General features: G+C 67.4%; 24 protein-coding genes and 7 pseudogenes. 10 read left to right on the forward strand and 21 right to left on the reverse strand.

Annotated features, from left to right (window positions below; genetic code table 11):
* Positions 1-1143: 1143 nt before the first annotated feature.
* Positions 1144-1497: a DUF664 domain-containing protein gene (locus tag G3I19_RS13690; protein WP_239074305.1), complete on the forward strand. Its 354-nt coding sequence runs from the start codon at positions 1144-1146 to the stop codon at positions 1495-1497.
* Between the two features lie 22 nt (positions 1498-1519).
* Here the strand turns inward: G3I19_RS13690 and G3I19_RS13695 are convergent.
* Positions 1520-2328 (reverse strand): annotated as a pseudogene (locus tag G3I19_RS13695) (IS5 family transposase).
* A 125-nt stretch (positions 2329-2453) separates the two neighbouring features.
* Here G3I19_RS13695 and G3I19_RS13700 point away from each other — a divergent pair.
* Positions 2454-3116, forward strand: a complete 663-nt coding sequence (locus G3I19_RS13700) for an SMI1/KNR4 family protein (protein ID WP_164263675.1) — start codon at positions 2454-2456, stop codon at positions 3114-3116.
* 46 nt (positions 3117-3162) lie between these two features.
* On the opposite strand, the gene G3I19_RS13705 is transcribed toward G3I19_RS13700, so the two are convergent.
* The 7 genes and pseudogenes from G3I19_RS13705 to G3I19_RS38270 all read right to left on the reverse strand — a co-directional run bounded on the left by G3I19_RS13705 (position 3163) and on the right by G3I19_RS38270 (position 8364).
* Positions 3163-4914: a fibronectin type III domain-containing protein gene (locus G3I19_RS13705; RefSeq protein WP_164263677.1), complete on the reverse strand. Its 1752-nt coding sequence runs from the start codon at positions 4912-4914 to the stop codon at positions 3163-3165.
* A gap of 377 nt (positions 4915-5291) precedes the next feature.
* Positions 5292-5400, reverse strand: a pseudogene (locus G3I19_RS37485) (IS5/IS1182 family transposase); the annotation flags it as partial.
* A gap of 66 nt (positions 5401-5466) precedes the next feature.
* Positions 5467-5754: pseudogene (locus tag G3I19_RS13710) on the reverse strand (Rid family hydrolase); the annotation flags it as partial.
* 411 nt (positions 5755-6165) lie between these two features.
* The gene (locus G3I19_RS13715) at positions 6166-6414 is read right to left on the reverse strand and encodes a hypothetical protein (RefSeq protein ID WP_164263679.1); all 249 of its coding nucleotides are present in this window, start codon (positions 6412-6414) and stop codon (positions 6166-6168) included.
* A gap of 863 nt (positions 6415-7277) precedes the next feature.
* Complete coding sequence (locus G3I19_RS13720; protein WP_164263681.1) at positions 7278-7520, reverse strand: chaplin; 243 nt, start codon at positions 7518-7520, stop codon at positions 7278-7280.
* A 292-nt stretch (positions 7521-7812) separates the two neighbouring features.
* Positions 7813-8166: a hypothetical protein gene (locus tag G3I19_RS13725; protein ID WP_239074299.1), complete on the reverse strand. Its 354-nt coding sequence runs from the start codon at positions 8164-8166 to the stop codon at positions 7813-7815.
* Positions 8167-8169: 3 nt separating this feature from the next.
* A complete protein-coding gene (locus tag G3I19_RS38270) occupies positions 8170-8364 on the reverse strand; it encodes an acyltransferase (protein WP_164263683.1) in 195 nt (64 codons plus the stop codon).
* Between the two features lie 425 nt (positions 8365-8789).
* Here G3I19_RS38270 and G3I19_RS13735 point away from each other — a divergent pair, with 425 nt between their 5' ends.
* Positions 8790-9428, forward strand: coding sequence for an HAD-IA family hydrolase (locus G3I19_RS13735; protein WP_164263686.1), 639 nt, complete (start codon positions 8790-8792; stop codon positions 9426-9428).
* A 123-nt stretch (positions 9429-9551) separates the two neighbouring features.
* Here the strand turns inward: G3I19_RS13735 and G3I19_RS13740 are convergent.
* Both G3I19_RS13740 and G3I19_RS13745 read right to left on the reverse strand, forming a co-directional pair.
* Positions 9552-9668: pseudogene (locus G3I19_RS13740) on the reverse strand (IS481 family transposase); the annotation flags it as partial.
* Between the two features lie 248 nt (positions 9669-9916).
* The gene (locus G3I19_RS13745; RefSeq protein ID WP_164263688.1) at positions 9917-10939 is read right to left on the reverse strand and encodes an NAD(P)-dependent alcohol dehydrogenase; all 1023 of its coding nucleotides are present in this window, start codon (positions 10937-10939) and stop codon (positions 9917-9919) included.
* A gap of 90 nt (positions 10940-11029) precedes the next feature.
* On the opposite strand from G3I19_RS13745, the gene G3I19_RS13750 reads away from it, so the two are divergent.
* Entirely contained in the window at positions 11030-11557 is a 528-nt protein-coding gene (locus tag G3I19_RS13750; protein WP_203599540.1) for a TetR/AcrR family transcriptional regulator, read from the forward strand.
* Between the two features lie 267 nt (positions 11558-11824).
* The gene (locus G3I19_RS13755) at positions 11825-12322 is read left to right on the forward strand and encodes a GNAT family N-acetyltransferase (RefSeq protein WP_164263692.1); all 498 of its coding nucleotides are present in this window, start codon (positions 11825-11827) and stop codon (positions 12320-12322) included.
* A gap of 36 nt (positions 12323-12358) precedes the next feature.
* On the opposite strand, the pseudogene G3I19_RS13760 reads toward G3I19_RS13755, so the two are convergent.
* Positions 12359-13206, reverse strand: a pseudogene (locus tag G3I19_RS13760) (helix-turn-helix domain-containing protein).
* A gap of 328 nt (positions 13207-13534) precedes the next feature.
* On the opposite strand from G3I19_RS13760, the gene G3I19_RS13765 reads away from it, so the two are divergent.
* Positions 13535-14026 carry a ricin-type beta-trefoil lectin domain protein gene (locus G3I19_RS13765; RefSeq protein ID WP_164263694.1) on the forward strand — a complete coding sequence of 164 codons (492 nt, stop codon included), beginning with the start codon at positions 13535-13537 and terminating at the stop codon, positions 14024-14026.
* A gap of 196 nt (positions 14027-14222) precedes the next feature.
* Here the strand turns inward: G3I19_RS13765 and G3I19_RS37495 are convergent.
* Positions 14223-14387 (reverse strand): annotated as a pseudogene (locus G3I19_RS37495) (SGNH/GDSL hydrolase family protein); the annotation flags it as partial.
* The gene (locus G3I19_RS13775; protein ID WP_164263696.1) at positions 14384-14950 is read right to left on the reverse strand and encodes a PadR family transcriptional regulator; all 567 of its coding nucleotides are present in this window, start codon (positions 14948-14950) and stop codon (positions 14384-14386) included. The gene G3I19_RS13775 and the pseudogene G3I19_RS37495, both read right to left, overlap by 4 nt.
* A 95-nt stretch (positions 14951-15045) precedes the next feature.
* Here G3I19_RS13775 and G3I19_RS13780 point away from each other — a divergent pair, with 95 nt between their 5' ends.
* Positions 15046-15438, forward strand: coding sequence for a nuclear transport factor 2 family protein (locus tag G3I19_RS13780; protein ID WP_164263698.1), 393 nt, complete (start codon positions 15046-15048; stop codon positions 15436-15438).
* Positions 15439-15994: 556 nt separating this feature from the next.
* Here G3I19_RS13780 and G3I19_RS13785 read toward each other — a convergent pair.
* Positions 15995-17023 (reverse strand): saccharopine dehydrogenase NADP-binding domain-containing protein, encoded by a 1029-nt coding sequence (locus tag G3I19_RS13785; protein ID WP_164263700.1) that lies wholly within the window; start codon positions 17021-17023, stop codon positions 15995-15997.
* A gap of 111 nt (positions 17024-17134) precedes the next feature.
* Here G3I19_RS13785 and G3I19_RS13790 point away from each other — a divergent pair, with 111 nt between their 5' ends.
* The 3 genes from G3I19_RS13790 (at position 17135) to G3I19_RS13800 (ending at position 19452) form a co-directional block, all read left to right on the forward strand.
* Complete coding sequence (locus tag G3I19_RS13790; RefSeq protein ID WP_164263702.1) at positions 17135-18121, forward strand: helix-turn-helix domain-containing protein; 987 nt, start codon at positions 17135-17137, stop codon at positions 18119-18121.
* A gap of 25 nt (positions 18122-18146) precedes the next feature.
* Positions 18147-18326, forward strand: a complete 180-nt coding sequence (locus G3I19_RS13795) for a hypothetical protein (protein ID WP_164263671.1) — start codon at positions 18147-18149, stop codon at positions 18324-18326.
* Positions 18327-18432: 106 nt separating this feature from the next.
* Positions 18433-19452, forward strand: a complete 1020-nt coding sequence (locus tag G3I19_RS13800) for a DUF2599 domain-containing protein (protein ID WP_164263703.1) — start codon at positions 18433-18435, stop codon at positions 19450-19452.
* A gap of 386 nt (positions 19453-19838) precedes the next feature.
* Here the strand turns inward: G3I19_RS13800 and G3I19_RS13805 are convergent.
* The 7 genes and pseudogenes from G3I19_RS13805 to G3I19_RS13830 all read right to left on the reverse strand — a co-directional run.
* Positions 19839-20078, reverse strand: a pseudogene (locus tag G3I19_RS13805) (maleylpyruvate isomerase); the annotation flags it as partial.
* A gap of 9 nt (positions 20079-20087) precedes the next feature.
* Positions 20088-20621, reverse strand: a complete 534-nt coding sequence (locus G3I19_RS13810) for a GNAT family N-acetyltransferase (RefSeq protein WP_239074301.1) — start codon at positions 20619-20621, stop codon at positions 20088-20090.
* Between the two features lie 262 nt (positions 20622-20883).
* Positions 20884-21855 carry a 3-oxoacyl-[acyl-carrier-protein] synthase III C-terminal domain-containing protein gene (locus G3I19_RS13815; protein ID WP_164263705.1) on the reverse strand — a complete coding sequence of 324 codons (972 nt, stop codon included), beginning with the start codon at positions 21853-21855 and terminating at the stop codon, positions 20884-20886.
* Positions 21852-23273, reverse strand: a complete 1422-nt coding sequence (locus G3I19_RS13820; RefSeq protein ID WP_164263707.1) for an MFS transporter — start codon at positions 23271-23273, stop codon at positions 21852-21854. The genes G3I19_RS13815 and G3I19_RS13820 overlap by 4 nt, the downstream gene beginning before the upstream one ends.
* Before the next feature lie 90 nt (positions 23274-23363).
* Complete coding sequence (locus tag G3I19_RS37500) at positions 23364-23825, reverse strand: hotdog fold domain-containing protein (protein WP_343235094.1); 462 nt, start codon at positions 23823-23825, stop codon at positions 23364-23366.
* The gene (locus G3I19_RS37505; RefSeq protein ID WP_343235095.1) at positions 23822-24298 is read right to left on the reverse strand and encodes a 4'-phosphopantetheinyl transferase superfamily protein; all 477 of its coding nucleotides are present in this window, start codon (positions 24296-24298) and stop codon (positions 23822-23824) included. Before G3I19_RS37505 ends, G3I19_RS37500 begins: the two co-directional genes overlap by 4 nt.
* Positions 24292-25113, reverse strand: coding sequence for a hypothetical protein (locus G3I19_RS13830; RefSeq protein ID WP_164263709.1), 822 nt, complete (start codon positions 25111-25113; stop codon positions 24292-24294). Before G3I19_RS13830 ends, G3I19_RS37505 begins: the two co-directional genes overlap by 7 nt.
* Positions 25114-25116: the final 3 nt, after the last annotated feature.

Here is a 25116-nt window from a genome sequence, read left to right on the forward strand (position 1 = left end):
GGCCAGGACCGGATGGTCGCGGCGCGCCACGGACTCCACCTGCCCACCGTCCTCGGCGACATGCGCGCCCTCAGCGCCTTCGGCGCTTGATGCTCCATCACCTTCGGTGACGGTGCCGGGCCTTCGGCCCGTAGGTCCGGCCTCCGGCCCGACCTCGGCTGGCTACGGGAGACCGTAGCAGATCCGTCTGTTTGTGCTGATCAGATGGTGTGAACCGGTGTGCTCTCCGTGGTCCTGGTCGTGTTGCCAGTCCCCCATGCCTTCCGATCCCCTGGCCGCTTCCGGCCCATCTCTGACACCCCGTCAAGGACACGGCTCATGGCCGGCCCCAATTCCAGAGCCGTCATAACCTCTCCTGGCTAACCATCAACCGGTCTACACCAATCCTAGCCCTTGAAAGGCAGAAACCATGATGACATCACGTCAATTCCACGAAGACGAATGCGAAAAAGCCATCATCACTTCCGCCATTTCATTTCTCTGATTGAACGTCAGAGTGAGCCGCGATCTCCCAGATCCGTCAACAACTGTTCTTCGTGGGATGCGGAAGTCCTGGACGTAGTACGAAACTCGAAAGCGCATCTTTACGCCGCTGCTTGTCCCGGTGTTTGGGGAGGGGGCTGGCATGTCTCCCAGCTGCAGGGCCAGGAGGCAGGCGTGAGTGAGCATTTCTCAGCCTCCGGCCCCTGGCCCGCAACCGTGGGCCGACACTTGAGGCGCCGCGGCTACTTCTCCATGGCGCTGCTGCTGGAGCAGGCGTGGGACACGCTCTCCGGCGGCACACTGGGGCCCGACCTCTACCGGGACGGCTCCGAGAACAATGGATGGGGGCGGCTGGTTCTGACACCCCCATCCGCAGGAATCGCTGTATGGTCTATGCGCATCCCGCATAGACGGGGCCCCTCCCAAGCTGAGGGTGCTATACGCGTCCGAGGCGGCTAAGGACTGCCCGGCAGATCTTGTGGTTCGGTTTCGTTGCGGTTCGCCCGTCGGGTGCTCTGTCAGCTCCGTTCGCTAAGGTCTGCGGCCATGACTGAGACAACGGAAGCTTGGCCGGAAACTCCACTCGCCGGCACCGAGGGAGCAGCCATCCTCGGCGCCCTCGAACGCCAGCGGGCCACCCTGGCCTGGAAGTGCTCCGGCATGGACGCCTCCGGCCTTCGTGCCACACTCGGCACGTCCACCGTCACTCTCGGCGGCCTTCTCAAACACCTGGCGCACGTAGAAGACAGTCACTTCGCCCGGCTGTGGCTCGGCTCACCCGTCGGGGCTCCCTGGGACAGCGTCGACTGGGACAGCACCCCCGACTGGGACTACCGCTCCGCTGCGGAGGGCACGCCCGAGCAACTGCGCGCTCTTTGGCAGGAATCAGTCGGCCGTCACCTGGTCAGCGACCTACCGACACACCCTCCCTCTCCTGGACATGCTCAGGAGACGGCGTCTGCAGGTTTGGGTCCAGGATCTTGCGTCATACGCCAACTCGATCGTGAGCCGTAACTCCTAGAACTGCAGCGCAGATTCATGATCCGAACTTCTTCAGGCGTCTCCAGCAGATGAGGCTGCAGCCCAACGAGACCAAGGCGTCGTGGAGTTCGAGGCGTCGTTCCCATTGGATGGCGAGACGTTTGAACTGGTGGAGCAGGGCGAACGTCTGCTCGACGACGTAGCGGAGCTTGCCCAGGCCCTTGATGTTCGGGGGCACCCTTGAGGGAGATGACCGGCAGGATCCTGCGGCGCCGCAGTTCCAGGCGTACGGCCTTCGAGCCGTATGCCTTGTCGCCCAGGACGGCCTCGGGGCGCCGTCGCGGTCGGCCGGGCCGGCCAGCGACGGGCGGGATGCCGTCGACCAGATTGAGGGTCTGGGTGATGTCGTTGACGTTCGCCGCGGTGGTGATGACTTTGAGCGGGGTGCCGCGTCCGTCGCAGATCAGGTGGTGTTTGCTGCCCGTCTTCCGCCGGTCGACCGGCGACGGCCCGGTATCGGCGCCCCCTTTTTCGCGCGGATGTGAGAACCATCCACGCAAGCCCGCGACCAGTCGAGCTCGCCGGCCGCGTTCAGCTCGGCGAGCAGGACCCGGTGCAGCCGGTCGAAAACCCCGCCTTCTGCCACCGGTTTAGGCGGCGCCAGCACGTCTGTCCCGAGCCGAACCCCAGTTCCAGGGGCAGAAGTTGCCAGGCTATGTCGTTGCAGAGGACGAACAGGATGCCCTGGAGACAGAACAGGTCCGACACCGGCCGAGGCCCCGGTGACCGCTCCGGCCACGGAGGCAACAACGGCTCGATCAGCGCCCACAACTCATCGTCCACGATCCACGGTCGAGTACTCACACCATCACGAACGGCCGAATCTTCACACCCGTCACGGCCAACCAGCACGTTTCACCAAGATCGTGTTACGAGCTCTAAATAGTGTGAGGTCACCGCATGATGCGGGCGAGGCAAAGGAGAACCCGATGAGCACGAACGAACAGGCCCAGACCGAAGCGGCATGGGAACGAATCGAAGTGTGGCTTGAGGAGAATGCCCCGGCATCAGCCGCACTGCTGCGCCCGCCGGCGAGTGACGCGGACATCGATGCCGCCGAGGCAACGATCGGGGTGGTCTTCCCGCCCGCGTTACGGGCGTGGTACAGGCTGCACGACGGCATAGACGACCCTGAAGGCGGGAAGAGCTGGTGGCCCGCGGGGTTCTTGCCGGGGCATCAGGGCTGGTATCCGCTGCAGACCCTGCAAGACGTCTATACCGTGCAGACCCGCGACCAGGAGCGCGAACCGGGGCGTCTTCCAGTCTCTTGTGTTGTGGGTGACATCTGGCACGGCCTCTACGTCGATGCCCGCCAGGATGAACCGTCTTACGGCAATCTCGGCCGGTGGGTGGTGGACCGTGAACCAGAACTCATCCCGGAGTCCACTGTGGGATGGTCGCTTCACGTTTGGCTGGCCGGGATCGCCGATGCCCTTGAGCAGGGCCGCTGTCTCATCGAGCCGGGAGGGTGGCGTGATGAGGACACATGGCCGGCGCTGACCGTCTGCGGGGGGCTGATATGGGTAGCCCCTGACGAGGAGCCCCATTCACCGCAGGGGCGGGTCCTTCTTGGAGGTGGGCCCCTCCCGTAGGAAACACCGAGCGGCCCGGGGACTCTTGCCGGGCCGCTCCGTGTTCTTACGGCTTGGGAACGGTGCAGGTCACTGTTGCCTTGCTGGCGTCGCAGTGCCCGAACTCGGGGAAGTTCACCCAGTACGGGTCTTTGTCCAGAAGCCGGTACTTACCGGAAAACCCTGAGCTGAACGCGCCGCCCATCGAGGTGGAGTTGATCCAGCCGGACATGGCCGAACGGCCGCAGACCTCGCTCCAGGTGGGGCCCGCCAGACGCTCGTCGTCGTACAGGTGCCACTCGCCCTGGACGGCGCGGGTGGCGTAAGTCTGTACGCACTTGTCTCCCGAGGTGACCGGGTTCATGCCGCCGATGACGCCGCCGGGCATACCGCCAGAGTTGTAGCTGGAGGCGTGGGCGAACTCGTCGCACGACGCCTTGTCGCTGGCGCTGATCTCCGGAACAGTTGTGGTACGCGGGTTTCCGTACTTACCTGCCCAACTCGTTCCATCACTGTTCTTCGGGCAGATGACGTCCCGGTTCTTGTTCGGATCACGGCCGGGCGCGTTCTTGTCCGCCGCCGGCAAGAAGAACATTGGCTTGTTGGCGGCCTTGCTTCCGGGATGGTTGGCCAGCTTCGACTGAATCAGCCACGCGTGCGCAACAGCCGGGGGCGTCTTCTTGAAGTTCATCACCCAGGTGGGTATGTACTTGTAGAACGTGCATCCCGGCGTGGTCGAGGAGATGCTGTCGCAGCGGATCTGGGCGCCATCGGCCTGCCAGCGGGACGCGGCCGGGTTCGCAACCGGCGAGTAAGCGGTGATCTTCGTGGACAGGTCAAGAAGGTCCGTGTTGTCCGTTGGCGTCCAGGTGTGGTCGATCTTCCCGATCGCGTCATGGGAGAATGGGTCTGCGCCGGTCCACTCCAGGGCACCATCCCAGGACTGTGGGCCGTTGGAGCAGTTTTCGCCCAGGAGGCAGTCGAACCTGACGTCCAGCGTCACGGAGACGAACTTCGGGTCGACTTCCACTGGTATGAGGATGAGCTGCTGCGTGAACGTTCCGGATGTCCCGGAAAGTTTGACTTCCTGGGCGACTATCCATGAGGCGTTCAGGACCTCACCGGTGGGCTTGCCGTCCTTCACGACGATGCCCTGGTACTCGTACGTGAGGCCGGAGATGCACGCCTCATACCGCTTGATGCCCGAGTCCGCGTGGTTTTCACACCAGTCGACCAGGTGCGGCAAGCCTGAACTCGCTTGCTTGACCAGGGACTGGCGTGCCTTCTTGCTGATGCCGGGCACGAGCCGTGAACACGGCTGGATCCCGGTCTTCGAGTTGACCTTGCCGCAGTTCCAGCCGGGCGCAGCGTGCAGACCAGTGGGCGGCACCGCCGGGGGTACTTCAGCCATGGTCGGTTGGGCGATCTTCTGCGGCTCCTGAAAATCGTCCTCGTTCAGCACCGGGGCGTTCTTGTCAGGCTCGGGCAACTTGATGTCCACTGCGCGGCCACGGGTCTTGAACTTCGCCCAGGGAGACCACTCCGTCTCGTACAGGCTGCCGTCGTAGGCCGAGGTGCGAAAGGCGTAGGTGGTACCCGGCTTCAGGTTCCCGTCCGGGACGGTGACCTTGGCCGTGCCGCCGGAGGCGACATAGCCCGAGACGAGGACACCGTACGGCTCATCCTTGATCATGATTTGCTTGTCGGGGTTGCCGAAAGCATCCGTCGTGTAGACCGCGAACGTTAAGTCGGCTTTATCGCCGTCCGGGTCAGTGACGGTGTTACTCAGGACAGCCATGGTGCGGTTGACCTGCCACACCCCTCCCGCCTGAGTCCCCGTCGGCCCCGCTGACGGGGACTTCCCCGAAACCGGCCGCCCCCCCCCTGCCGCGGCCAGACCCTTCACCTCAGGGCCATGCACCTGCGGCGGCGTGCCTAACAAGTCAGGCGCCTTCGGCGATCCGGCCGCGGAAGCCGTTCCGTTCCAGCCAGAACAGCAAGGATGGCGCCGGCTGCCATGCAGCGCAGCGCCGCCCCTATGCGTGTGCGTCTCAACGATCCCCCTTAATGGGTATGGGTTCGACGCGATCGCATCATGCCCAACTCCCCTGCACCAGCAGCGAGATCGCCATTCTGTACACGCCGCACTCATGCGATCACACAACGAGAACGGCCGAGCCAGCCGGCCCCCGGGGCATCGACTTGCCCGGCAGCACGACCTCGCGCAGAGCAGCCGGTCGAAGACCCCCTCCTCCTGCCACCGGTCCAGACGCCGCCAGCACGTCTGACCCGAACCAAACCCCAGCCACGGCCGAATCCTCACACCGGTCACGGCCAACCAGCACGTTTCACCAAGATCGTGTTACGAGCTCTAAGAATCGAGCACGGCGGCGACGGCCTCGATCTCGACGAGTTGGTCGTTGTAACCGAGCACGGTGACCCCCATCAAGGTGCTGGGGACGTCATGGTCGGCGAACGAGTCCCGGACTACCTGCCAGGCGGCCACCAGGTCCTCCCGCCGGGCCGATGCGACGAGGACCCTTGTGCTGATGACGTCCTGGAGCGACGCACCTGAGGCAGTAAGCGCAGCCTGCATGTTCTCGATCGCTTTCGCTGCCTGGCCCGCGTAGTCGCCGATCGCTGCCGTGGAGCCGTCATCGCGGTCAACGAGGCCGGGTCCAGGGCGGGTTCCGTCCGAGGTAGTGAGAGTGCGGGAGCGTCGGTTCGGTGTTGGGGGTGGTCACGTCCATGGGGGTCTGCCCGTGGGAGGGGTGTGGTCAGGAAGTGGTGGGGCCGAGGCGGGAACAGGCGCGGGGCAGCAAGGCGCGGTCCACCGCAGTCTCGGAGTGACGGGTCATGGCCGCGTACGCGTGAGAGGTGATTTTCGCCCAGGTGCGGAAGTTCTTCTTCTCGTAGTGGGTCGGCGTGCACCAGATCGGCGTCCGTCGCGGCGTCCCGCAGTGGGTGGAACAGGCGTAGCACCGTGGGGATCTGCTGCCGGTCCAGGCGGGGCATCAGCTGCCAGGTCAGCACCCGGGAAGCCAGCGCCGGAGCCCGCGTGAGAGTGCGCTCAGCACTTGCGCCGCACAGCGCGAGCGAGGTCTGTGTCGTCGGCGTGTCGACGGCGCAGACGCAGGTAGTCCAGTTCGGGCGCGGCGATGCGCTGCACATCGTCGATGACCAGCACCCCCGGGGCCTGGGATGCCTCCAGCAGCGCGCGGTCGGTGGCGTCCGTGCGGTTCGCCAACGCTGTGGCTGGCAGACCGTACGCGGTCAGCAGCGCGGCCCGCAGCTGCGGCAGGGCGGGTCTCACCGCCACCAACGCGCAATGCACCGGGATCCGCGCGGCAGCAGGCGCAGAGCCTGATGCACCACGACCGTCTTACCGTGTCCGGGGTCCCCGTACACGCACATGAGCGCGCTCAAAGCTCCTCGCCGTCGTCTTCGACGCGGGCCCACCTTTGCTGATCTTCTTCGTGCTTCGCGCGCTCGGGGCCGGCGACGTCATCGCCTACAGCGCGGGGGCGGTCGTCTCCCTGGTGCGGCTCATCGTGGACCGGCTGTGCGGGCGCTCCTTCAACGCGATCTCCGGCCTGATCGTGATCTTCCTCGTGGCCTCGGTAGTCCTTGCCCTCGTCTACCTTGTGCTCGCGTTGGTGGCGGCCGTCTCCGTGTCTACCCGCCACCCGCCATGCTGGTGCTCTCTCGCTATCGTGCCCGGCCCGAGGCGGCGACACGTTTCGACTAGGTCTTCCGTCGCCCGTCGGCCCTGCGGGCGATGCGGTTGGTCACAGCTGTCTGGGCGCTCGGGTTCCTGATCGCGGCCGTGGCGTGCGTCGTCTATGTCGCCATGGCGCACGCATCTGCTGAGGACGGAGTGGGGCGCGCTCCCCGGCGGCGTGCTTGGGTCCGACATCTACCGGGACGGGTCCGATGAGACGAGTGGGGCGGCGGCTTCTCTGACCGCCCCATCCGGGGCAACCGTCGTATGGCGTATGTGCATCCCACACGCGCGGTGCAGGAGATGAGCCGGGCGGCGGCCGCCGTTCCCGAGCCGTGCCCCCGGCGCGGCGACCCCGGGCAGAAGAACCGCGCAGCACCAGCAATTCGGGTTCCCGCCATTGGTTGGCGGGAACCCGAATTTATGTCGTATCCGATACGCGCGTTGTGCTATCGGAGGCATCAGTCAGAGTTAACGCAGGTGTTCCCGAATGCCGGGTTGAGTCCACCGATCACGTCGACAGTGTTGCCGCAGAGATTGACCGGGACGTGAACCGGGACTTGGGCCATGTTGCCGGACAGGACTCCCGGGGAGTGCGCCGCGACGCCCTCGGCGCCGCCGTCGGCGGCGGCAGTCCCGACACCACCGAGGGCGATGAGACACGTGCCAGCGACGGTGGCCGCAGCTTTAACGAGTCGAGTCATGAGCGCGCTCCTTGCGTGTAGGGGTTACTGATGCTGAACGGGCTGCCTTGTCCATAACAGCAAGTAGGGTGCCCGCGCTGGACCGAGTAAAAGGCGGATACCAGACAGAGCACCCGATCAGCCGAACAATGCGGCAGCCCTCGTCCCCGTGCGCGGCCTGGTTCGTCTGGAGACGAGATAGCGCAGCGGCCGGTACCGCTTCCTGATCCGACGCAAAAACGGCCCGCCCGATGAAGGGTGGGCCGGACTGAGTACCTGATGGGAACGGGGCCAACCGCTGTGGCGGTGGGCCTCATGGCTTCCCCTGCGCGCCAATGCCGGTGGAGCCGACGTACGCGTATGCGGCGTAGTCGGAGTCGAGGTCGGTGATGATGTCGTCCCAGACGTAACGTGCCTGAACCGAGCGCTCGGAGACTTCCGGCCGGCGCCGCTTCTCCTCTACGGTGGTCTGGTCGACGGGGTAGATCTCGATGCGGCGGCCGCGGCCTTCGTTGTCCAGCAGCCGCTTGAGCGCCCCGGAGCGGACCAGGTTGTCCTTGCGGCGTTCCTGGTACGCCCTGTCGACGGCTTCGAGCTTGGCGCGGCTGGGGTGCGCTCCGCGCTGCCAGGAGCGCAGCAGGCGGGTGCTGATGCCGTGTTCGGCCACGGGTCACTCCCCCAGTGCGTAGAGGGTCTTCGCTTTGACCTGGGTCAGGTCGCGGCCTTCCGGGAACACCGTTTGCCAGTCTCCGGCGACGCGCAGTTCGTCGGTGCCCGACACCTGAACGACCGTCAGCCCTGACGTGTGGGCTCTATGCGCCTTCAGCCACAGGTTCGCGAATGCCTGGGAACGGATGATGTGCATCTATCCGCAATGGCTTCCTTGCGCGCTTCCGCAAGAGTGCGGCGCATTCCAGGATTCCTTCGGAGGCGCCGGATGTCCATGATTCGTGAATGCCGGGCGCCTCGCAGTAGCGCAGCTTCGCGCAGCGCAGCAGGAGGCGGAGCGTGGGTTCGGTGACCCACAGGTCCCCCGGTTCCTTCCGGGCGCCGAGCGGTGAGGGGAGGTCCGGCGGCTCCCAGGTGGCCGGAGTGACCCGGTGGATGCCAGAGCGCTTCGGGTCGCTTTGATGGCACCTGCTGGTGTGGCGGAATCGTGTCAGCGGCTCGCGACAGGGCTGTCACAGGTTCCAAGATTGCTTGACCTTGCCCCCAGGGGAAGGACAACAGTGTCTTCGTAGATTCACAGGTGTGCGCTCGCTGGCCAGGCGGGGCGAAGGGGGAGTTCGTGTGACCACGACCTGCGTCATTCTCGACATCGGTGGCGTACTGGAGATCACGCCGGAAACCGGAGTGGTGCAACGGTGGGAAGAGCGGTTGGGGCTGCCGCTGGGCACCGTGAATGAGCGGATGCGCGACGTGTGGCGTGCTGGAAGCGTCGGGAGCATCAGCGAACACGACGTTCACCGGGAAGTGGCATCACGCTTGGGCCTCGACGTTCACCAGCTCGAAGCCTTCATGGCTGACCTTTGGGCGGAGTATCTGGGGACGCCGAACGAGGAACTCATCGCCTATGTGCGGGGGCTGCAGGGACGATGCAGGCTGGGCATCCTGAGCAATAGCTTCGTCGGGGCTCGGGGACGGGAGACGGCGCTGTACCACTTCGACGAACTGGTCGAGCAGATCGTCTACTCGCACGAGATCGGCGTGGAGAAGCCTGACCTGCGTGCCTTCGAAGCTGTTTGCGCCGGCTTGGGGGTGGGGCCGGAGAGCTGTCTCTTCGTGGACGATGCCGCAGCCAACGTTGAGGCCGCCCAGGCGGCCGGCATGCAAGGGCATCTGTTCGAGGACAACATCGGGACGATCACGCGCATCGCAGCTCATCTGGACGCTGGGCCCTTGGCTCCAGCACGTGTCCTGCGCGGATGATGCGTCTGGCCGGTCTCTCCCTGACAGATCGAGTTGCTCGCCTTGCGAACCATCCGCCATGAAACGGTCCTTCAGCCCGTCGATCCCCTCGGCCTCATAGCGCCGCAGCCACGTGTAGTAGCACTGACGGCTGATCCCGTAGTAGCGGCAGGTGGCAGCCACGCTCCCGCTCACCTCCTCCACGTGGCGAAGCACCGACAGCCGGTGCTTCGCCCGCCTCGAGAGCTCGCGTTCAGTCATGAAGGTCTCCTGGATACGAGAGATCCGCCTGTCAACACCGTCGGTCAGTTTTGTACCTAGGCATGTACATCAAGTAGCTGTTTTCCGCGATCGGTCGTCGGTCTTCCCCGCAGCCTCGACGGTCTCGGTGGCGCACCGGCTGGTGGTCGCAATGACACCCCGGTCTGTTCCGGTCTGTTCCGACCGCAAAAGCATGTCGCGCTGCTCATGCCCTCAGGGCTCTGCGTGCAGGGGTTGAGGTGCTTCGCCTATTCGGGCATGGGGGCAGTTGTGGCGTCATCGGTGAGAGCGATGATGCGCTTGCCGGCGGCTCCGGTTCCGCGTTCGGCGTCACGGTGGGCGTCGGCGATGTGCTCCAGCGGATAGGTGTCCGCGATCACGGGCTTGAGGTGTCCGGCCTGCACTTCGGCTGCAAGCCGGGTCAGAACGGCCGTGTCCGGGTTGCGCGCGGAGAAGCGGATCCGCCGGCTGCTGTGGACGCGGGATACGGCGACGGCCAGCATGCCGCGCAGAGGTGGTTCGACCGTCACCGCGGCCATGCGTCCGTTCTTGTTCAGATGGCGCCGGAGCGCCAGGAGTTCGGTGCCGACCGTGTCGATGATGACGTCGAACTTCGGAAGCCGGGCCAGCGGTGTATCGCGGTGGAGCACGTGCGAGGCGCCCAGCTCACGCGCCACGTCGTCGCCCGTCCGGCCGATGAGCGCGGTGACCATTCCGCCGGCGGCGACGGCGAACTGGAGCGCAGCCAGGCCGACACCGCCGGTGGCGCCGCGCACCAGGACGCTCTCGCCCTCACGGATGTGAGTCGTGTCCTTCACGGCGATCATGGCTGTCTGGCCGACTACGGGGAGCGCGGCGGCTTCCGCGAACGTGAGCCGGTTGGGCATGCGGGAGATGCTGGTTGCGGGCACGACCACGTAATCGGCTGCAGTTGCGGTCTGTGCGCGCAGGCTCACATTGCGGGGCAGCAGTCCCCACACCGCGTCGTCCGCCTTGAACCCTGTGACGTCGTCGCCGAGGACCGCGACGGTTCCGGCGAAGTCTCCGCCCACTCCCTTGGGAAAGCGCCGGCCTGTGAGGAGCTGCATCCCGCCCTGTCGGAGTCTCAGCTCCCCGTTGCTCACACCGGAGGCCACCACCCTCACCAGGACCTCGCCCGGGGCGGGCGTCGGGGTCGCGATCGTATTGACGCTCAGGACGTCCGGATCTCCGTAGGAGTGGTACTGCGCTGACCGCATCGTGCTCGGCGGGGAAGGTCGCTCGTTGCTCATACACGCCAAACTAACCCATGGGTCAGTTTGAAACCAGCCGGGTGGTCGGTTTCGTCGGCCCGTGGTCGGCCCGTGCCGCACAATGGAGGGGTGGCACAAATTCGTACACGCACGGGACTCGACGCGAGAGATGCGCTGGCCCGCGCCGCGCTGGAAGTGATCCGCGAGGAAGGCTTCGGCGCCCTCTCGCTGCTCCGGGTTGCCCAACGGGTGGGCGTCAGCAAGTCAGCCGTCTACCACCACTTCCGCACCAAGGACGAACTCGTTCAGCGCGCGCTCGCCCCGGTTGCCGACGGGCTTCGCGACATCATCGGGACACCCGCGCCGGTCGAGGAACGGATCGACCGGCTCATCGACCTCGCCCTCGCCCACAAAGAGGTCATCGCCCTGTGCTCGCCCGCCACCGCCGCCCGGATCGGCGAGCAGACCCTGGGCGACAACAATGCCCATGGGGTGGAGATCATGCAGGCCCTGGCCCCGCCGGGCACCGGAGCCGTCCAGGCGCGCATACGCGTCGAGGTGTTCCTCGCAGCCCTCGCCGCAGCCGTCAACGCCTGCGAGCACAGCAGCGACATCGACGAACTGCGCCCCGCGCTGCGCAGCTTGATCCTTCCCTGACAGGCCCACGAGCAAGGGGGCGGAGCATTCGCCCCACGGCGTGGTCCGCTCGCACGGAACAGATTCTGCGTCTGCCCCATGCCCCTCGGCGCACAGGACGCAGCCGTACTCCGCACGCCGGGTCAGACAGGAGTAGACCTCACCCGGGAAGCGGGACAGTTCCGCAAACGGATCCTGGGCTCCGACTGGTCGCAGCGCTGAGCGACCCCGTCTGCGTGGTTCTGACCAACTTGCTGCCCGCCCCGTCGGGCGGACAGGGTCTGAATCATGCTTGAACTACGCACCCTGGAAGCAGACGACTGGCCCCTTTGGCGGGAGTTGCGACTGGCCGCGCTTACTGAGGCGCCCTACGCGTTCGGATCGACGCCGGCCCAGTGGCAGGGCTCCGGCGACCGAGAGGAACGCTGGCGTGCCCGTCTGTCGATTCCTGGCGCGCACGATCTCATCGCGCTCCTCGACGGTCTCCCCGTGGGCATGGCCAGCGGAGTGCCCGGCGAGGGGGCAGAGAACGTGGAGTTGATCTCGATGTGGGTCAACCCCACGGCTCGAGGCAAGGGCGTGGGTGACTACCTGATCCAGGCGGTCGAGCGGTGGGCGGCGGAGCGCGGTGCCACGACGCTGTGGTTGTCCGTCATGCCGGACAACCGTAAGGCGACCGCACTCTATGAGCGGCACGGTTTCACGGACACGGCTGAGCCCGGCGGTCTTCTGCCCCATGGCGTGGACAGGGAGCGGGTCATGGCGAAGAGCCTGGCCGCTGTCTGATCTCCACTTCCGGGCACGGCGGGATCCCCCACGTGCTCAGGCTGCGGCGGCAAGAGGGCGTCCGCCCCAGCGAATGCCCTTCTCGCTGCGGACGCGAGCGCGTTCCCGGCGTTGTGCGACGAGTACGTCGGGGTGGCGAGCGTTGGCATTGCGCCAGCGCAGGCAGGCGTGCAGCGCGCCCGGGTCTGCACCGTGTGATTCGGATGGCTGGAATTGGCCGGGGTGGACTGCCGCAGCCGGCCGAAATGCGCCCTCGGTCGGGGACACCCCGCAGCCGGTCGTCGCCGACGGAGTAGCAGCCGCGGAAGTAGGTCACGCCGTGCGTGCGGCGGTAGGTCGCCAGCGGACGGTCAGGCTTGCCCTGCCTCGCCCAGCAGGAACCTGTGGTCGGCCTGATGCCCAGGGGCCCGAACTCGTCGAAGGCGAAGACTCGGTCGAGGAAGTGCTCCAGCACGTGCTCGATGCGGTCGAGCTTGGCGTCGCACTCGAGGTCGGGCAACTCCTTCCATGCCCTGGTGCGCTGGAAGGTGATTGCTGCGGCGCAACAGCAGGCACCTTAAGGCTTCACGGCTGATACGGATGACGCGTCCGTGCACGCGGCGCAGGTAGGCGGCGAGTTTGCGGACCGACCAGCGGGTGAAGGGCTGGCCGAGCTTGGCGGGGCGGGTGGTGGCCGTCTGGATGACGAAGTCCTCGTCGTCCAGGCTGAGCAGGCGGGGACGGCCTCCCGCCCATCGAGGCCCCAGACGGGCCAGGCCGATCTCGTTGAACCGCTGGATCACGTCCAGCACCGTGCCCTCGCCGGCCTGAACCAGCCGGGCGATCCCGGGACACGGTTCCCGTCGGCCCATCGGTACGTAGTCGCGGCTCTTGGGCGGTTTCATCCGGCCGATGGTGGCGCCGCGCTGCACCACCTCGCCGCAAAGACCGCAGGCGATGTCCGCAAAGGGGGCGGTGCCGGTGGCGTACTGCCACCAGAAGCGTGCGCAGCCACCCGATCGGTGGCGGCGCCGAAAAGGCTCCGTGTCCAATACGGGGAAGATTCACACACTTTAACCGCTAATATAAATTGCAAATGAGACATGAGGTGATTTACGCCATGGGCATGGTAAAGGAAATCGCAAAACCCTGAGACAGAGGAGCCGGAACTATTCATTCCTGGATTAGTTTTCTTGGCGCAGGAGTTCACGGATCGAAGAAAAGGAGAGTTGGGTGAAGCGTAAGTTCTTCGTGACCGCAGGAGCTGTAGCCCTCACCGTCGGCGGTTTGGCTACGACCAGTGCGCAGCCGGCGGCTGCGGCGGACAGCTACCTCCTCAAGAATGTCGCAACCGGTAAGTGCATGGAAGGCGATACCGCGTCCAAGGCCATCGCCGTGAAGATGGTGACCTGCAACAAGAACAGCGCTTATCAGAAGTGGGGGATATCGAGCGGTAAGATCGTCCTCGTATTCAGCGGCCTGGCCGAGAACTGTCTAGGAATCCCCAAGTCTCCCTCGGGAGATATTTCCCGCACGGTTGTAACCACGAGCTGCACGAACACAGCCTATAATTTCCAGATGCAAACAGGAGTGAAGTCGAATTACCCCATTGCATCGACGAATCCCGGTTGCTATGTCGGGCATTACAGCTCAGGAGACACCTGGCCATCCTGCTATGTCAACAGCGGAAGCAACACTCGCTGGGACTGGGTGTCGGCTCCGTAAGCATCTGTTGCTGTCCCGATCTTCGGGATTTCCGCCGAACGGCAATCCCGAAGATCGGGCGGTCGTGGGGAGGCCGCCGGCTTCCACCCTCTATCCGGTAGTCGGCCCTGTGCTGCGTCAGGCATCCAATACGAGTCACAGGTCGACGACCGCTTGCACAATCTGTTCGTCCAGGTCCACCTGACAGACAGCCGCTCGCGAGCCGGCCGCGCACGGCCGGATTGGCGTACCGCACCCCGGGGTTGTGCTCCGCGAGCCGCTCGGCGAGGCGGTCGGCGCAGCCGCGCAGACCGGTCGTGTCGTCGCCGACGCCCTCGGTCTGGCTGTCGCCGAGGGCCACGTAGCGCAGGCAGGCCGTCATCGGCCGGACCTCGCCGTGCGCAGGCCGAGGATCTCCAGAGCGCGCTCGCCCCACCGCAGGTTCTCCTGCTCCAGGGAGATGCCGCGCAGCAGCGTCAGGTAGGGGCCGACCCGCTCGCCGTCCCGCAGGAACTCCTCCTCGGTCATGCCCTGCAGCAGGTGGGTGCGTACGCGCTCGTACCGGGCCAGCTTGCCCGTGGCCCACGCCATGCGCTCCTCGATGTGGGTCCGTACGGCGGCCGTGTCGCCGACGTCCGCGGCCTGCACCTTGACCATCAGCTCGTCGCGCACGGCGATGGGCCGCGGCTCCTTGGCGGTGAACGCGGCGAGGTCGGCACGCCCGCCGTCGGTGAGCGTGAACAGCCGCTTGTTCGGCCTGCGTTCCTGCGGGACGACCCGGGCCTCGATCAGGCCGTCGGCGGCGAGTCGCTCCAGCTCGCGGTAGAGCTGCTGGGGCGTCGCGGCCCAGAAGTTGGACACGGACACATCGAAGATCTTCGCCAGGTCGTAGCCCGAAGCCTCGCCCTCCAGGAGGGCCGCGAGCACCGCGTATTTCAAAGACATCTGGACACCGTACAGTGATGCGATTATTTTCATCCGCACCTATTAAATAATTTGCATATGGGTGCATCGGGGCCCGGATCAGGAGAGGTGTCGCCATGCAGGCATTCCGCAAGGCCGTGGAGGCGGACGACCACGGGGCGATCGAGGCGCTGCTCGCCGACGACGCCGTCTTCACCAGCCCGGTCGTCTTCAAGCCGTACCCGGGCAAGGCGGTCACGATGGCGATCCTGCGTGCGGTGACCCGCGTCTTCGAGGACTTCCACTACGTCCGGGAGATCAACGACGTGAGCGGGCGCGACCACGTTCTCGTCTTCGATGCGCGCGTCGGCGACCGCTCGATCAGCGGCGCCGACTTCCTGCACGTGAACGACGAGGGCCTGATCGACGAGTTCACGGTCATGGTCCGCCCGCTGTCGGCAGCCAAGGCCCTGCAAGCAGCGATGGCGGAGCAGTTCGACCGGATCGCGGAGGAGGCCGCTCAGGCCTGACGGCGCGCAGCCGCTCGGCACCCTCCTCTCCAGTGGCGCCGAAGAGCCCTACGAGGTGGAGCTGGCCGTCGCAGTCGATCGCTGGCCAGGGCAGGCGCGAGGCGGTGCGGCAGGATGCCGTGCGGGCGGAGCGGGAGGCCCGGCGGGAGGAGCAGGAGGCTGCGGAGCGGCGGCGCCAGGAAGTGGAGGAGCTGGTTCTGGTTCGCAGCGCCCCACGAGGCGCGCAGACTCGCCGCCGTCCTGCCCCGGGGGGCCGGATCGTCCACCTCGACCTGCCCGAGCACGAACAGCTCACCCTGTGCGGAAGCGGCCGGCCGGCAGCACTTCTCGTCCGCAACTTCCACGGTGCCGTGCAGGACTTCACGCCCCCGTTCCGACGTGCACTGGCAGACGCTGCTCCCTCCCGAGGGCAGCGGCATCATCACCCATGACGGCCTGGCCTCGTGGAGCCTCGGGTCGCAGACGAGACGCGGTGGGCCCCTCATCGACTGGGACACGGCAGGCCCCGGGCCCCTTCTGTGGAACAAGTTCGGCGCATGCAGGGGCAGTTGGCCCGCTAGGGGCGCAGTTCCAGGGTGATGTGCGGGGACAGCGCGCGGAGGAAGTCGGGGGCGTCGAAGATCTCTCCCGCGGAGGCGACGCCGGACGCATGGGTCCGTCCGGTGAGGATACGGTCGACCGCCTCCACCACGAGCGGCGCCGTGACGGCGTAGATGTCCTGACCGCGGGCCACAGCGCGGCGTTCGTCGGCGCCCGAGCGCACGACGACGTCAACGAGGAAAGTCTGAGCGGAGCGGCCTCGCTCGTCGACCGCGGCCGGCGCCGGCGTGTCCGGGGCGGCGATGTCCCGGGCCGCCTCGACCGTCATATAGGTGCGCACTTCGGGGATGGACAGGTGGCTGGGTACGGTCACGGCCTCGGCCATCGTGAACTCCCCGATGACGGGGCGAGGGCCCATCGGTTCGGGGAAGGGCCACTCAAGGGTCGGCGGGGCATCGTGACGGAGCTCCAGCCTTCCTTTGGTGTAGAGGATGCGCCGGCCGCCCCGCCGCTGCCGGGAGACCGCGCCCGCCGTGCGCGTCCCCGCGGTGGGGTGCCAGCTGCTCAGTCCGTACGCGATGTGTGCCTCGTCGGCCGCCGTCCAGTCGTCCATGGCTGCGGTGGCCAGCAGGTCGCCGAAGCCGCCGAAGAAGGCCATCGCCGGGACGATCAGCGCTCCCGCGCCCCGTGCCCGGTCGGCGAAGTGCGCGAAGGTGTCGATGTTGGCCTCGATCTCGGCCGCCACGTCCAGGTACGGGATCCCGGCCCGCAGGGCCGCTTCGATCACGGGGGCGGCCGTCGTGGCGAAGGGCCCGGCGCAGTTGATCACGGCCGCCGCACCGGCCAGCGCGCGGTCGAGCGAGGCCGGGTGCTCGACCGACGCCGGGCGGGCGTCCAACCCGGCTTCTTGCGCCAGTGCCTTCAGCTTGTCGGCGTCGCGGCCGGAGAGAACCGGGAGGAGCCCACGCTCCCTCAGTTCCGCCACCACGAACCGCCCGGTGTGCCCGTAGGCGCCGAACACAGCCACCTTCTGGCCCGATCCCATGAGTTTCTCCCCCGCGCTCGGTGATCCGCTTCGCTCTGTCACGGACATCCTGACGAAGGCTGCCCACCCACCGCGACTGTCCGGAACGCCATGGGCCATACAGTTCCGGACATGAGTACTGTCGCGCTGGCCGTCACCGACGGCATGCTCCACTTCGAGCTGGCCCTGGTGTGCGAAGTCTTCGGAGCCAACCCGCCCGGCGGGGCTGACCCGTGGTACCGCCTCTCGGTCTGCGGACCGGGCGCCGTGCGGGCCGGCCGCTTCTGGCTGGAGCCCGACCACGGGCTCGACCGTCTCGCGCGTGCCGACACCGTGATCGTCCCGGGCTGGGCCGACATCGGTCAGGACCCGCCGGCCGAGCTGATCGACGCGGTGCGCGCGGCCCATGAGGCGGGCGCACGCGTGGTCTCCCTCTGTACGGGCGCCTTCGTACTGGCCGCCGCCGGTCTGCTGGACGGCAAACGTGCGACCACGCACTGGGCGCACACCCGGGAGCTGGCCGAGCGCCACCCCCGTGTGACGGTTGACCCGGACGTCCTCTACGTGGACAACGGCAGCTTGCTCACCTCCGCAGGCAAGGCCGCCGCCATGGACCTGTGCCTGCACCTCGTCCGCCTCGACCACGGCTCGTCGATCGCCAACACCCTCGCCCGCCGCCTTGTCGTGCCGCCGCACCGGGACGGCGGTCAGGCCCAGTTCATCACCACTCCGGTGCCCGCACCGGACAACCACCCGCTCGCCGGGCTCCTCCCCTGGGTGATCCAACGGCTGGACCGTCCGCTCACCGTGGAGGACCTGGCCCGCCAGGCACGGATGAGCTCGCGTAACCTGAGCCGTCATTTCAGGTCAGTGACCGGCACCACCCCGTTGCAATGGCTGCTCGCCCAACGGATCGGCCACGCGCAGGAGTTGCTGGAGAGCACCGACGACACCGTCGATGCCATCGCGGCGGCCACCGGTATGGGCACCGCCACAACACTGCGCCGGCACTTCCATCGGACGGTCGGTGTGCCGCCGGACACCTACCGCCGTACCTTCCGCGCGCGGGCCCGCCCCGGCCCGGACGACGGCGGGCCACACCGTCGATGTCCCGCGTGACCGTAGCCACGGTCGAGGGAGAGACGTGACCTTCGGCGAGGACGCCTGCCGGGCCCGCACCGGCAGCCTGCCCCGCGCGCTCGCCACCTACCGCAGCCTTGTGGTCCGCCTCGTCCATCTCGCGGGACGGACCGACAGCGCCGCCGCCCACGGCCACTGCACCCACCCCGCCGACGCCCTGCGCGAACCCGGACTTGCGGGATGAGCACGCATCACCCCTGCCCGGTAAGACGCGAGAAAGGGGGAAATCCCGGTGCAGCCCGGCCGGATTTCCTCTCCTCGCGCACCTCTTTTCCCGGTAGCTTTCCGGGGTGAAAACACTGCGGAGACTCGCCCTGTTCGCAACAGTCTGTCTGGCCGCCCCCTTCCTTACGTCGTCCCCGGCAGCCGCAGCCGACCGCGACTTCTGCGGGAAGACCGTCTCCGGCGTCATCCTCGACAAGTACATCGCGATGGGTGACGTGTCCTCGCCGCTGAAATGCCCGGTGACGGACGAGATGACCACTCCCGACGGGCGCGGCCGGTACACCCACTTCCAGGGCGGCTCGGTCTACTGGTCGGCGGCCACCGGCGCCCACCCGGTATGGGGGGCGGTCCGCGACAAGTGGCAGGCGATGGGCTGGGAGACGTCCGCGCTCGGCTACCCGAAGTCGGACGAGCTGAAGAACGCGGACGGCAAAGGGGTGCGCCAGGAGTTCGAGGGCGGCACCGTGTACTGGTCGGCGCCGACCGGCGCCCACCCGGTATGGGGGAAGATCGGCGCGACGTGGGGCGAGTACGGCTGGGAGAGCAGCGCGTTCGGCTACCCGGCGTCCGACGAGAGGGACGGTACCGGCTCGTGGACGGATGTCGACAACGGGCAGGTTCACACGTACCGGCAGGTGACGCAGAAGTTCGCCTCGGGTGCGACGCTGTTCTGGATTCCGGGCGGCGCGACAGAGGGCTGCGACGGCGAGTGCACCGGCTACGAGGTGGAGGCACCGGGCAGCCTCGTCAAGCAGGTGCGAGTGAACCTGCCGACGGATTCGGACAAGTTCGTGCTGATGGTCTTCCCGACGGATGCCGGGTTCCGGGGCGGCATCGACAAGGCCGTCGACGGATGGCAGGAGGTGTGGACGAACACGCCGAATCCGCTGCGCCTGGACACGGCCGACGAGGCGGAATCTCTGCGTGAGCAGTATGCGTGTCACGCCGCGTACGCGAGCCAGGAGTCCGACGGCAGCTGGAACACCGGCAATTCGTGGGATCTGGAGTCGGACAGGCCGAGCGTGAGCTGGACGTACGCCACGGACGCCCTGTTTGTGGCGGTCCACAAGTGCAACTGGACTTGATCACGGGCCGAACGAAAACGCCCGGACAGGTGCCGGGAGGTCTGGTCGGCGCGTGAGGCGAGGTGTCCGGCTTCCTCCTGCTCGGGCAGCCAAGGCGCCATGCCGCCCACGGTGGTGACGCGCTGGTGTCCCGCTACCGGGAATGCCGCCGGGCCGCCGAGGGAGTTGCCCGCCATCGCGACGGGCACGTCACCATGCAGCTCCTCGATCCGTTCCAGCGCCCGGAGAGCGTCGGCGGGAGTGTCCTCACGGTTGCCATTCCAGCCGCTGACACGCAGATGCCGGGGTCCAGCTGCCACTTCCCTGCAGACCGTCGGTTTGGCGCGGTTGCCGTCACCCGGGATCTTCTGTGAGCAGCGTGACCGGCTCACATGTCACCCAGACGCTCATCCGAGGACGAGCGGGAGTTTCGTGGCCAGCTGGCCCAGTTCAGCCTTCTCCGTCCGGGTCGGGGCACGTCGTCCGGTGCCGACCAGCAGCGCGTCCTTGTCCGAGAACGATGCGGGGAACGCGGCCCGGGCGATAATCTCCAGCAACTCGCGTGACCGGCCGAGGCCCTCCGTGGGCGGCTCAGCCGCGTCGGGCAGGTGCGCAACCAGATCGAGGTGGTGCAAGGTCCACTCCAGTCGGGTGTGTCAGAGCCGTCTCGTGGTGAACAAGGTGGTCCCGTGCACCGCGTCCGCTTCCTTGCGGTCGGTCTCGGTGAACCCGACCTTGGCCAGCACTCGGCGAGAAGCGGTGTTCCAGTCCCAGACCGTGGCCCACAGACGTTCGTACCCAGACGATCGCGCCCATTCCAGCACCGCCAGCGATGCCTCGGTCGCGTATCCCTGACACCAGACTCGGCGTAGCAGCTCGAATGCCAGTTCCGGCTCCCCTGCCGGCCCTCGCCCGCTGTCGACCAGCCCGCAGTAGCCGATGACGTCACGTGAGGTCTTCTGTTCGGCCGCCAGCAACCCGGTCGACCACACCGTGTCGGTGCGGATCGAATCCTCCAGCTCCGCGACCGTGGGGTGTCCGTCCGTGTCGACTCGACGGTGGGGCGGCACTCGTGGATCACGTTCGGTCCACAGTTCACGCAGGACGACAGCCTCGGCTGCCCGCCAAGGTCTGAGCAGCAGGCGACTCGTCTCGAGTACAACCTCGCTGCCCGGCGTGCCAGTTGCCATGGCAGCAACCATCTCACGGGCTGCACGCGCTGTCGTGACGGGGCGCGGTCGGTCCTGCCGGGCGTGGACGCCCAACAGCCCGATATACGGGACAGCCGAGATCGATGTCCGTCGATCACCGACTGCCTTCGGGAACGCCGGCAAACGCTGTTCCTGGACATCAACGAGGCCAGGTCGCGATGTACGGCTTGGCCAGTTGCGCCGTGTTGGGCCGTGTTGGGCCGTGTTGGGCCCGGGCCGCCCGGTGCGGCTGCGCGGAGGGTCAGATCGTGGTGAGGCGGGGCAGCGCGGGTGCCTGGTGCTGGAAGGTCATGGAGGAGTATGTGGCCCCCAGCCCGGAGGCCACATAGATGTAGTGGCGGCCTGGCTGCAGCCGGTGGGAGTCGCGAAGCTCGGTGTAGTTGAGGAATACGTCCGAGGCGAAACAGTGGCTGTACTCGGCCAGTTTTTCCAGGTAGACGCGCGTCGGGTCGATGCCCAGGTGTTTGACGGTCTCGGTCAGGGGCGCGTTATGGGGAATGACCCAGTGGATGTCGTCCCATGTCAGTTCCGCCTGCTCGACGGCCTCCTGCATGACGTCGGCCAGGGCACGGGCGCTGTCGCGACCGTACTGTTTGGACTCCTCGGGCGAGAGCAGGACGCCTCCGGAGTACTGGCCCATGGTCTGGGTCGCGTAGGACAGGACGCGGTCGCCTGCTGTGTCCGCGGTGGCCACCAGCATGGCTGCGCCGGCTTCTCCCATGAGCGCCCCGGTGTTGTACAGCAGCTGGTTGCCGGGGGTGAAGGTCTTGTCGCCGGTGACGATCAGTACGCGCGCGTAGGGGTCGCCATCGTCCTCCAGCAAGGTGCCCGCCAGTTCGATCGCGGCCAGGGCGGTGGCGCAGTTCTGCTGGGTGACGGCGAAGGAGGCGGCGTGCTGGAGGTCGAGGGCGTCGCTGATCAGGGCGGCGGCGTTGAGGTGGGAGGGTGTGACTTCCTGGGTGGAGTGCACATAGAGGACGTACCGGATGTCGGTGGGGTCGGGGACGCGGTGAAGCACACGCCGGGCGGCGGGAAGGACCAGGTCGAGGAGGCTCGCGTCGGGGTCCTGGCGGATGCGGTGCAGTCCGTGCACCTTCTGCAGGAGGCGGACCTGGGCGCGCTTGAGGCCCAGGGGGCCGGCCAGTTCCTCGATGGTGTGGGAGCTGTCGGGCAGGAATGACTCGACGGCTTCGATGGTGGCGATGCGGTTCATACGGCTTCCTTGGGGTGCGGAAGGGCGGCCGGGGCCGCGGATGTGGTGTTGCGGCCGATGGCGAGGGCGAGGAAGGCGGCCAGGAGACACAGGGCTCCAGCGCCGTACCAGGCCATCGCGTAGTCGCCCAGCTGGTCGCGGACGGTGCCGGCGAGGATCGCCGCGGCTCCTGCGCCGACCTGGTGGGCGGTCCACAGCCAGCCGAAGATGATGGCGGAGGCTGAGCCGTAGCGCTCCTGGCACAGGGCCATGGTGGGTGGGACGGTGGCCACCCAGTCGAGGCCGTAGAAGATCGCGAACAACAGCATGCTGGGGGTGGCGGTCCGGGCGAACAGTGAGGGCAGGGCGAGCAGGGACACGCCGCGCAGGCCGTAGTAGACGAAGAGCAGGACGCGGGCGTTGAAGCGGTCGGTGAGCCAGCCCGATGCGATGGTTCCCACCAGGTCGAAGAGGCCGGCCATGGCCAGCAGCCCTGCCGCCGTGGTCTGCGGCATCATGTGGTCGCCCGCGGCCGGGATGAAGTGGGTCTGCACCAGTCCGGTGGTGGTCGCGCCGCAGATCGCGAAACCCGCGAAGAGCATCCAGAAGGGGCGGGTGCGGCCGGCTGCCAGCAGGACACGGAAGGCGCCGGTGACGCCGAGGGGGTTGTGTTCCTGTTCCGGGGCGGTCGCAGTGGCTTCCGGTGTGTCGGTGGTGTCGTCCTTCGGCGAGGTGGTCGTGGGGTCCTCGCCGAAGGGGCGCTGGCCCACGTCCTTCGGGTGCTCGCGGATGAAGAACATGACCAGTGGGACGACCATCAGGGCGGCGGCCGCGACCGTGAAGGAGGCGATGCGCCAGTTGGTGTGGTCCACCAGCCAGGCCAGGAGGGGCAGGAAGACCAGTTGTCCGGCGGTGCTGCCGGCGGTCAGGATGCCCGTGATGAGGCCGCGGCGGCGGGTGAACCATCGGTTGGTGACCGTACCGACGAAGGCGAGGGCGACGGCCCCGCTGCCCACCCCCACCAGGACGCCCCAGTACAGGGTCAGTTGCCAGGGGGAGCTCATGAACGTGGGCAGCGCGCTGCCCACGGCGATCAGGAGAAGGGCGGTGGTGACCACGGGGCGGATGCCGTACTTCTCCATCCAGGAGGCCGCGAAAGGGGAGACCGCTCCGTAGAGGACCATGTTGACCGACGCCGCGGTGGCGATGGAGGCGTGGCTCCAGCCGAATTCCATGTGCAGCGGGTCCATCATCACGCCGGGGACCGCGCGGAATCCGGAGGAGCCGGTCAGGGCCAGGAAGGACACGACGGTGACGATCCAGACCCAGGGCAGGCGGGATGCCTTGCCCAGGCCGGCGGTGGGGCCGGTGCCCGCCCGTGCGTGGTCTTGCGGGGCGGAGTCGGTGGGTGTGTGCGTGGTGGTGTCGAGCTCGTTCATCAGCGGTTCCTGGTCGGTTGGTTCTGCAGAGCGGCGCCCGGCCGCAGGCCGGTGGGCCGGGCCGCTTTCACCCGGTGTGGCGTGCGGCTTTCACCCGGTGTGGCGTGCGGCTTGTGCCTTGGCCATGGGGACGACGCTTGTGCCGGTGGCCCGGCAGACCACCTGGGATTCGCTCAGGACGGCCGCGCTGCTCGTGCCGTCCTGGTACCGGGCGGCGATGACCTTGCGGGCTTCGAAGGCGATGGTGCGGCGCAGGCGGGTGTGGCGCTGGAGGGTGCCTGTCACTTCCAGGAAGTCACCGGCGTGCACAGGGGCGGTGAAGTTGACGTCGGTGTAGCCCGTCAGCAGCCCTTCGTCGTTGTCGGTGCGGATGGTCAGCTCGGTGGCGACGTCGCCGAACAGTTCCAGGACGCGGGCCCCGGGGACGAGGTCTCCGCCGTAGTGCACGTCGCCTGCGCTGATCCGTACGCGCAGGGTCGCGCTCAGGCCGTCCGGCGGGAGTGCGCTGGTGGCGGTGCGGGAGGCCGGGGCGGTGCGGGAGGGGGGCGTCACGGGGTGAGGCTCCTTTTCGGTAGGCCGAGGGCCAGGGCCAGGACCACGTCTCTCTTGTGGGTGAGAGTGACGGTGATGCCCGCCAGTCCCAGGGCGTTGCTGCGGTGGCGCGCGCTGTCGGCCAGATGCAGGTCGGGGCGGCCGGAGGCGGTGCGGTGTACTTCGATGTGCCGGGGCAACACCTCGCCGAACAGACCGCAGTTGAGGACTTTGAGGACGGCTTCTTTGGCGGCGAAGCGGCCTGCGAGGAAGTCACGCCTGCGCTCGCCGGTGAGGGTGTCGGCATGCCGTAGTTCGGCTTCGGCGTAGAGGTAGCCGAGGACCCAGGGGCGTTGGAGCAGTGCGTCCAGCTCATCGAGGTACAGCAGGTCGATGCCGATGCCGGGCATGGCGGAGGCCGGCCCGGCCGCCTGCGCGGAGGTGGTTTCTTCGGCCTCGGTGGAGGCCGGCCGGACGGCCGGGGCGCTCACCACGAGGTGCGCCGTCCTGTCAGATCGATGACGGCGGTGGCGCGGGCTCCCGAGCGCGGGTCGACGTCATGCAGGACGAGTGTTTCGTACTGGCGGCGCCACTGCGGCAGCCGGTTGCTCAGTTCGAGCCATACTCCGGTGCAGTAGGTGTCGGGGCGGGTGCGGTGGATGTCCGCCTTGGTGGCCGGGGGCAGTTCGGTCCGTTCGCTGGTGACGAGCAGAGTGGCGCCGTGCTCGGGAGCGTCCAGCAGCGTATGCAGGGCGCCGAGGGTCTGGCCTTCGGTGCCGGCGCGCAGGACGTGCGGGAGGCCTCCGCCGTCAGCGTCAAGGCTCAGAAGCACACCGGAGTCGATCAGTCCGGCGTCGTGCACGAGCGGGTCGTACGCGGGCAGCGTGGTTTGTTCCAGCACCGCGATGACGGCGCGCCTGCTGCGGCCGCTGCGCTGGTAGGCCGAGACGATCTGCAGGGCCGTGAAGGGAGCGAGCAGCCCTTGTTCGGAGACGGCGAAGCTCCTGGCCTGGTCACCGAAGTGGTGGTTGATGTAGGAGGCCGTAGTGATGAAGGGGTGCAGATCGGGGAGGGCGTAGGCGACGATGATCAGGTCGGGGGCCGGGGCGGCGTCGGCCCTGTGTGTGTCGAGGAGACCGTCTGCCAGGTCGGGGAAGCCGACTTGGGGCCCGGTTGTCCACCGCTCTTCATCCAGGTCCGTGCCGTACGGACGCAACAGGTCGGCGTGGTATTCGGCCAGGCCCGGGATGTCGGGGACAGGGCGCCGGGACGGGGCCAGCACGTGGTGGGTGGCGGTCAGGGTTGCCATGGT

It is taken from the genome of Streptomyces sp. SID10853, from assembly GCF_010548145.1.
Lineage (GTDB): Bacteria > Actinomycetota > Actinomycetes > Streptomycetales > Streptomycetaceae > Streptomyces.

Coding starts and splice junctions, on each gene's coding strand:
- G3I19_RS13690 (WP_239074305.1), top strand. CDS start 1,144: ATGGACGCCTCCGGCCTTCGTGCCACACTCGGCACGTCCACCGTCACT.
- G3I19_RS13700 (WP_164263675.1), top strand. CDS start 2,454: ATGAGCACGAACGAACAGGCCCAGACCGAAGCGGCATGGGAACGAATC.
- G3I19_RS13720 (WP_164263681.1), bottom strand. CDS start 7,520: ATGACTCGACTCGTTAAAGCTGCGGCCACCGTCGCTGGCACGTGTCTC.
- G3I19_RS38270 (WP_164263683.1), bottom strand. CDS start 8,364: ATGCACATCATCCGTTCCCAGGCATTCGCGAACCTGTGGCTGAAGGCG.
- G3I19_RS13745 (WP_164263688.1), bottom strand. CDS start 10,939: ATGAGCAACGAGCGACCTTCCCCGCCGAGCACGATGCGGTCAGCGCAG.
- G3I19_RS13755 (WP_164263692.1), top strand. CDS start 11,825: ATGCTTGAACTACGCACCCTGGAAGCAGACGACTGGCCCCTTTGGCGG.
- G3I19_RS13775 (WP_164263696.1), bottom strand. CDS start 14,950: ATGTCTTTGAAATACGCGGTGCTCGCGGCCCTCCTGGAGGGCGAGGCT.
- G3I19_RS13780 (WP_164263698.1), top strand. CDS start 15,046: ATGCAGGCATTCCGCAAGGCCGTGGAGGCGGACGACCACGGGGCGATC.
- G3I19_RS13785 (WP_164263700.1), bottom strand. CDS start 17,023: ATGGGATCGGGCCAGAAGGTGGCTGTGTTCGGCGCCTACGGGCACACC.
- G3I19_RS13790 (WP_164263702.1), top strand. CDS start 17,135: ATGAGTACTGTCGCGCTGGCCGTCACCGACGGCATGCTCCACTTCGAG.
- G3I19_RS13810 (WP_239074301.1), bottom strand. CDS start 20,621: ATGGCAACTGGCACGCCGGGCAGCGAGGTTGTACTCGAGACGAGTCGC.
- G3I19_RS13815 (WP_164263705.1), bottom strand. CDS start 21,855: ATGAACCGCATCGCCACCATCGAAGCCGTCGAGTCATTCCTGCCCGAC.
- G3I19_RS13820 (WP_164263707.1), bottom strand. CDS start 23,273: ATGAACGAGCTCGACACCACCACGCACACACCCACCGACTCCGCCCCG.
- G3I19_RS13830 (WP_164263709.1), bottom strand. CDS start 25,113: ATGGCAACCCTGACCGCCACCCACCACGTGCTGGCCCCGTCCCGGCGC.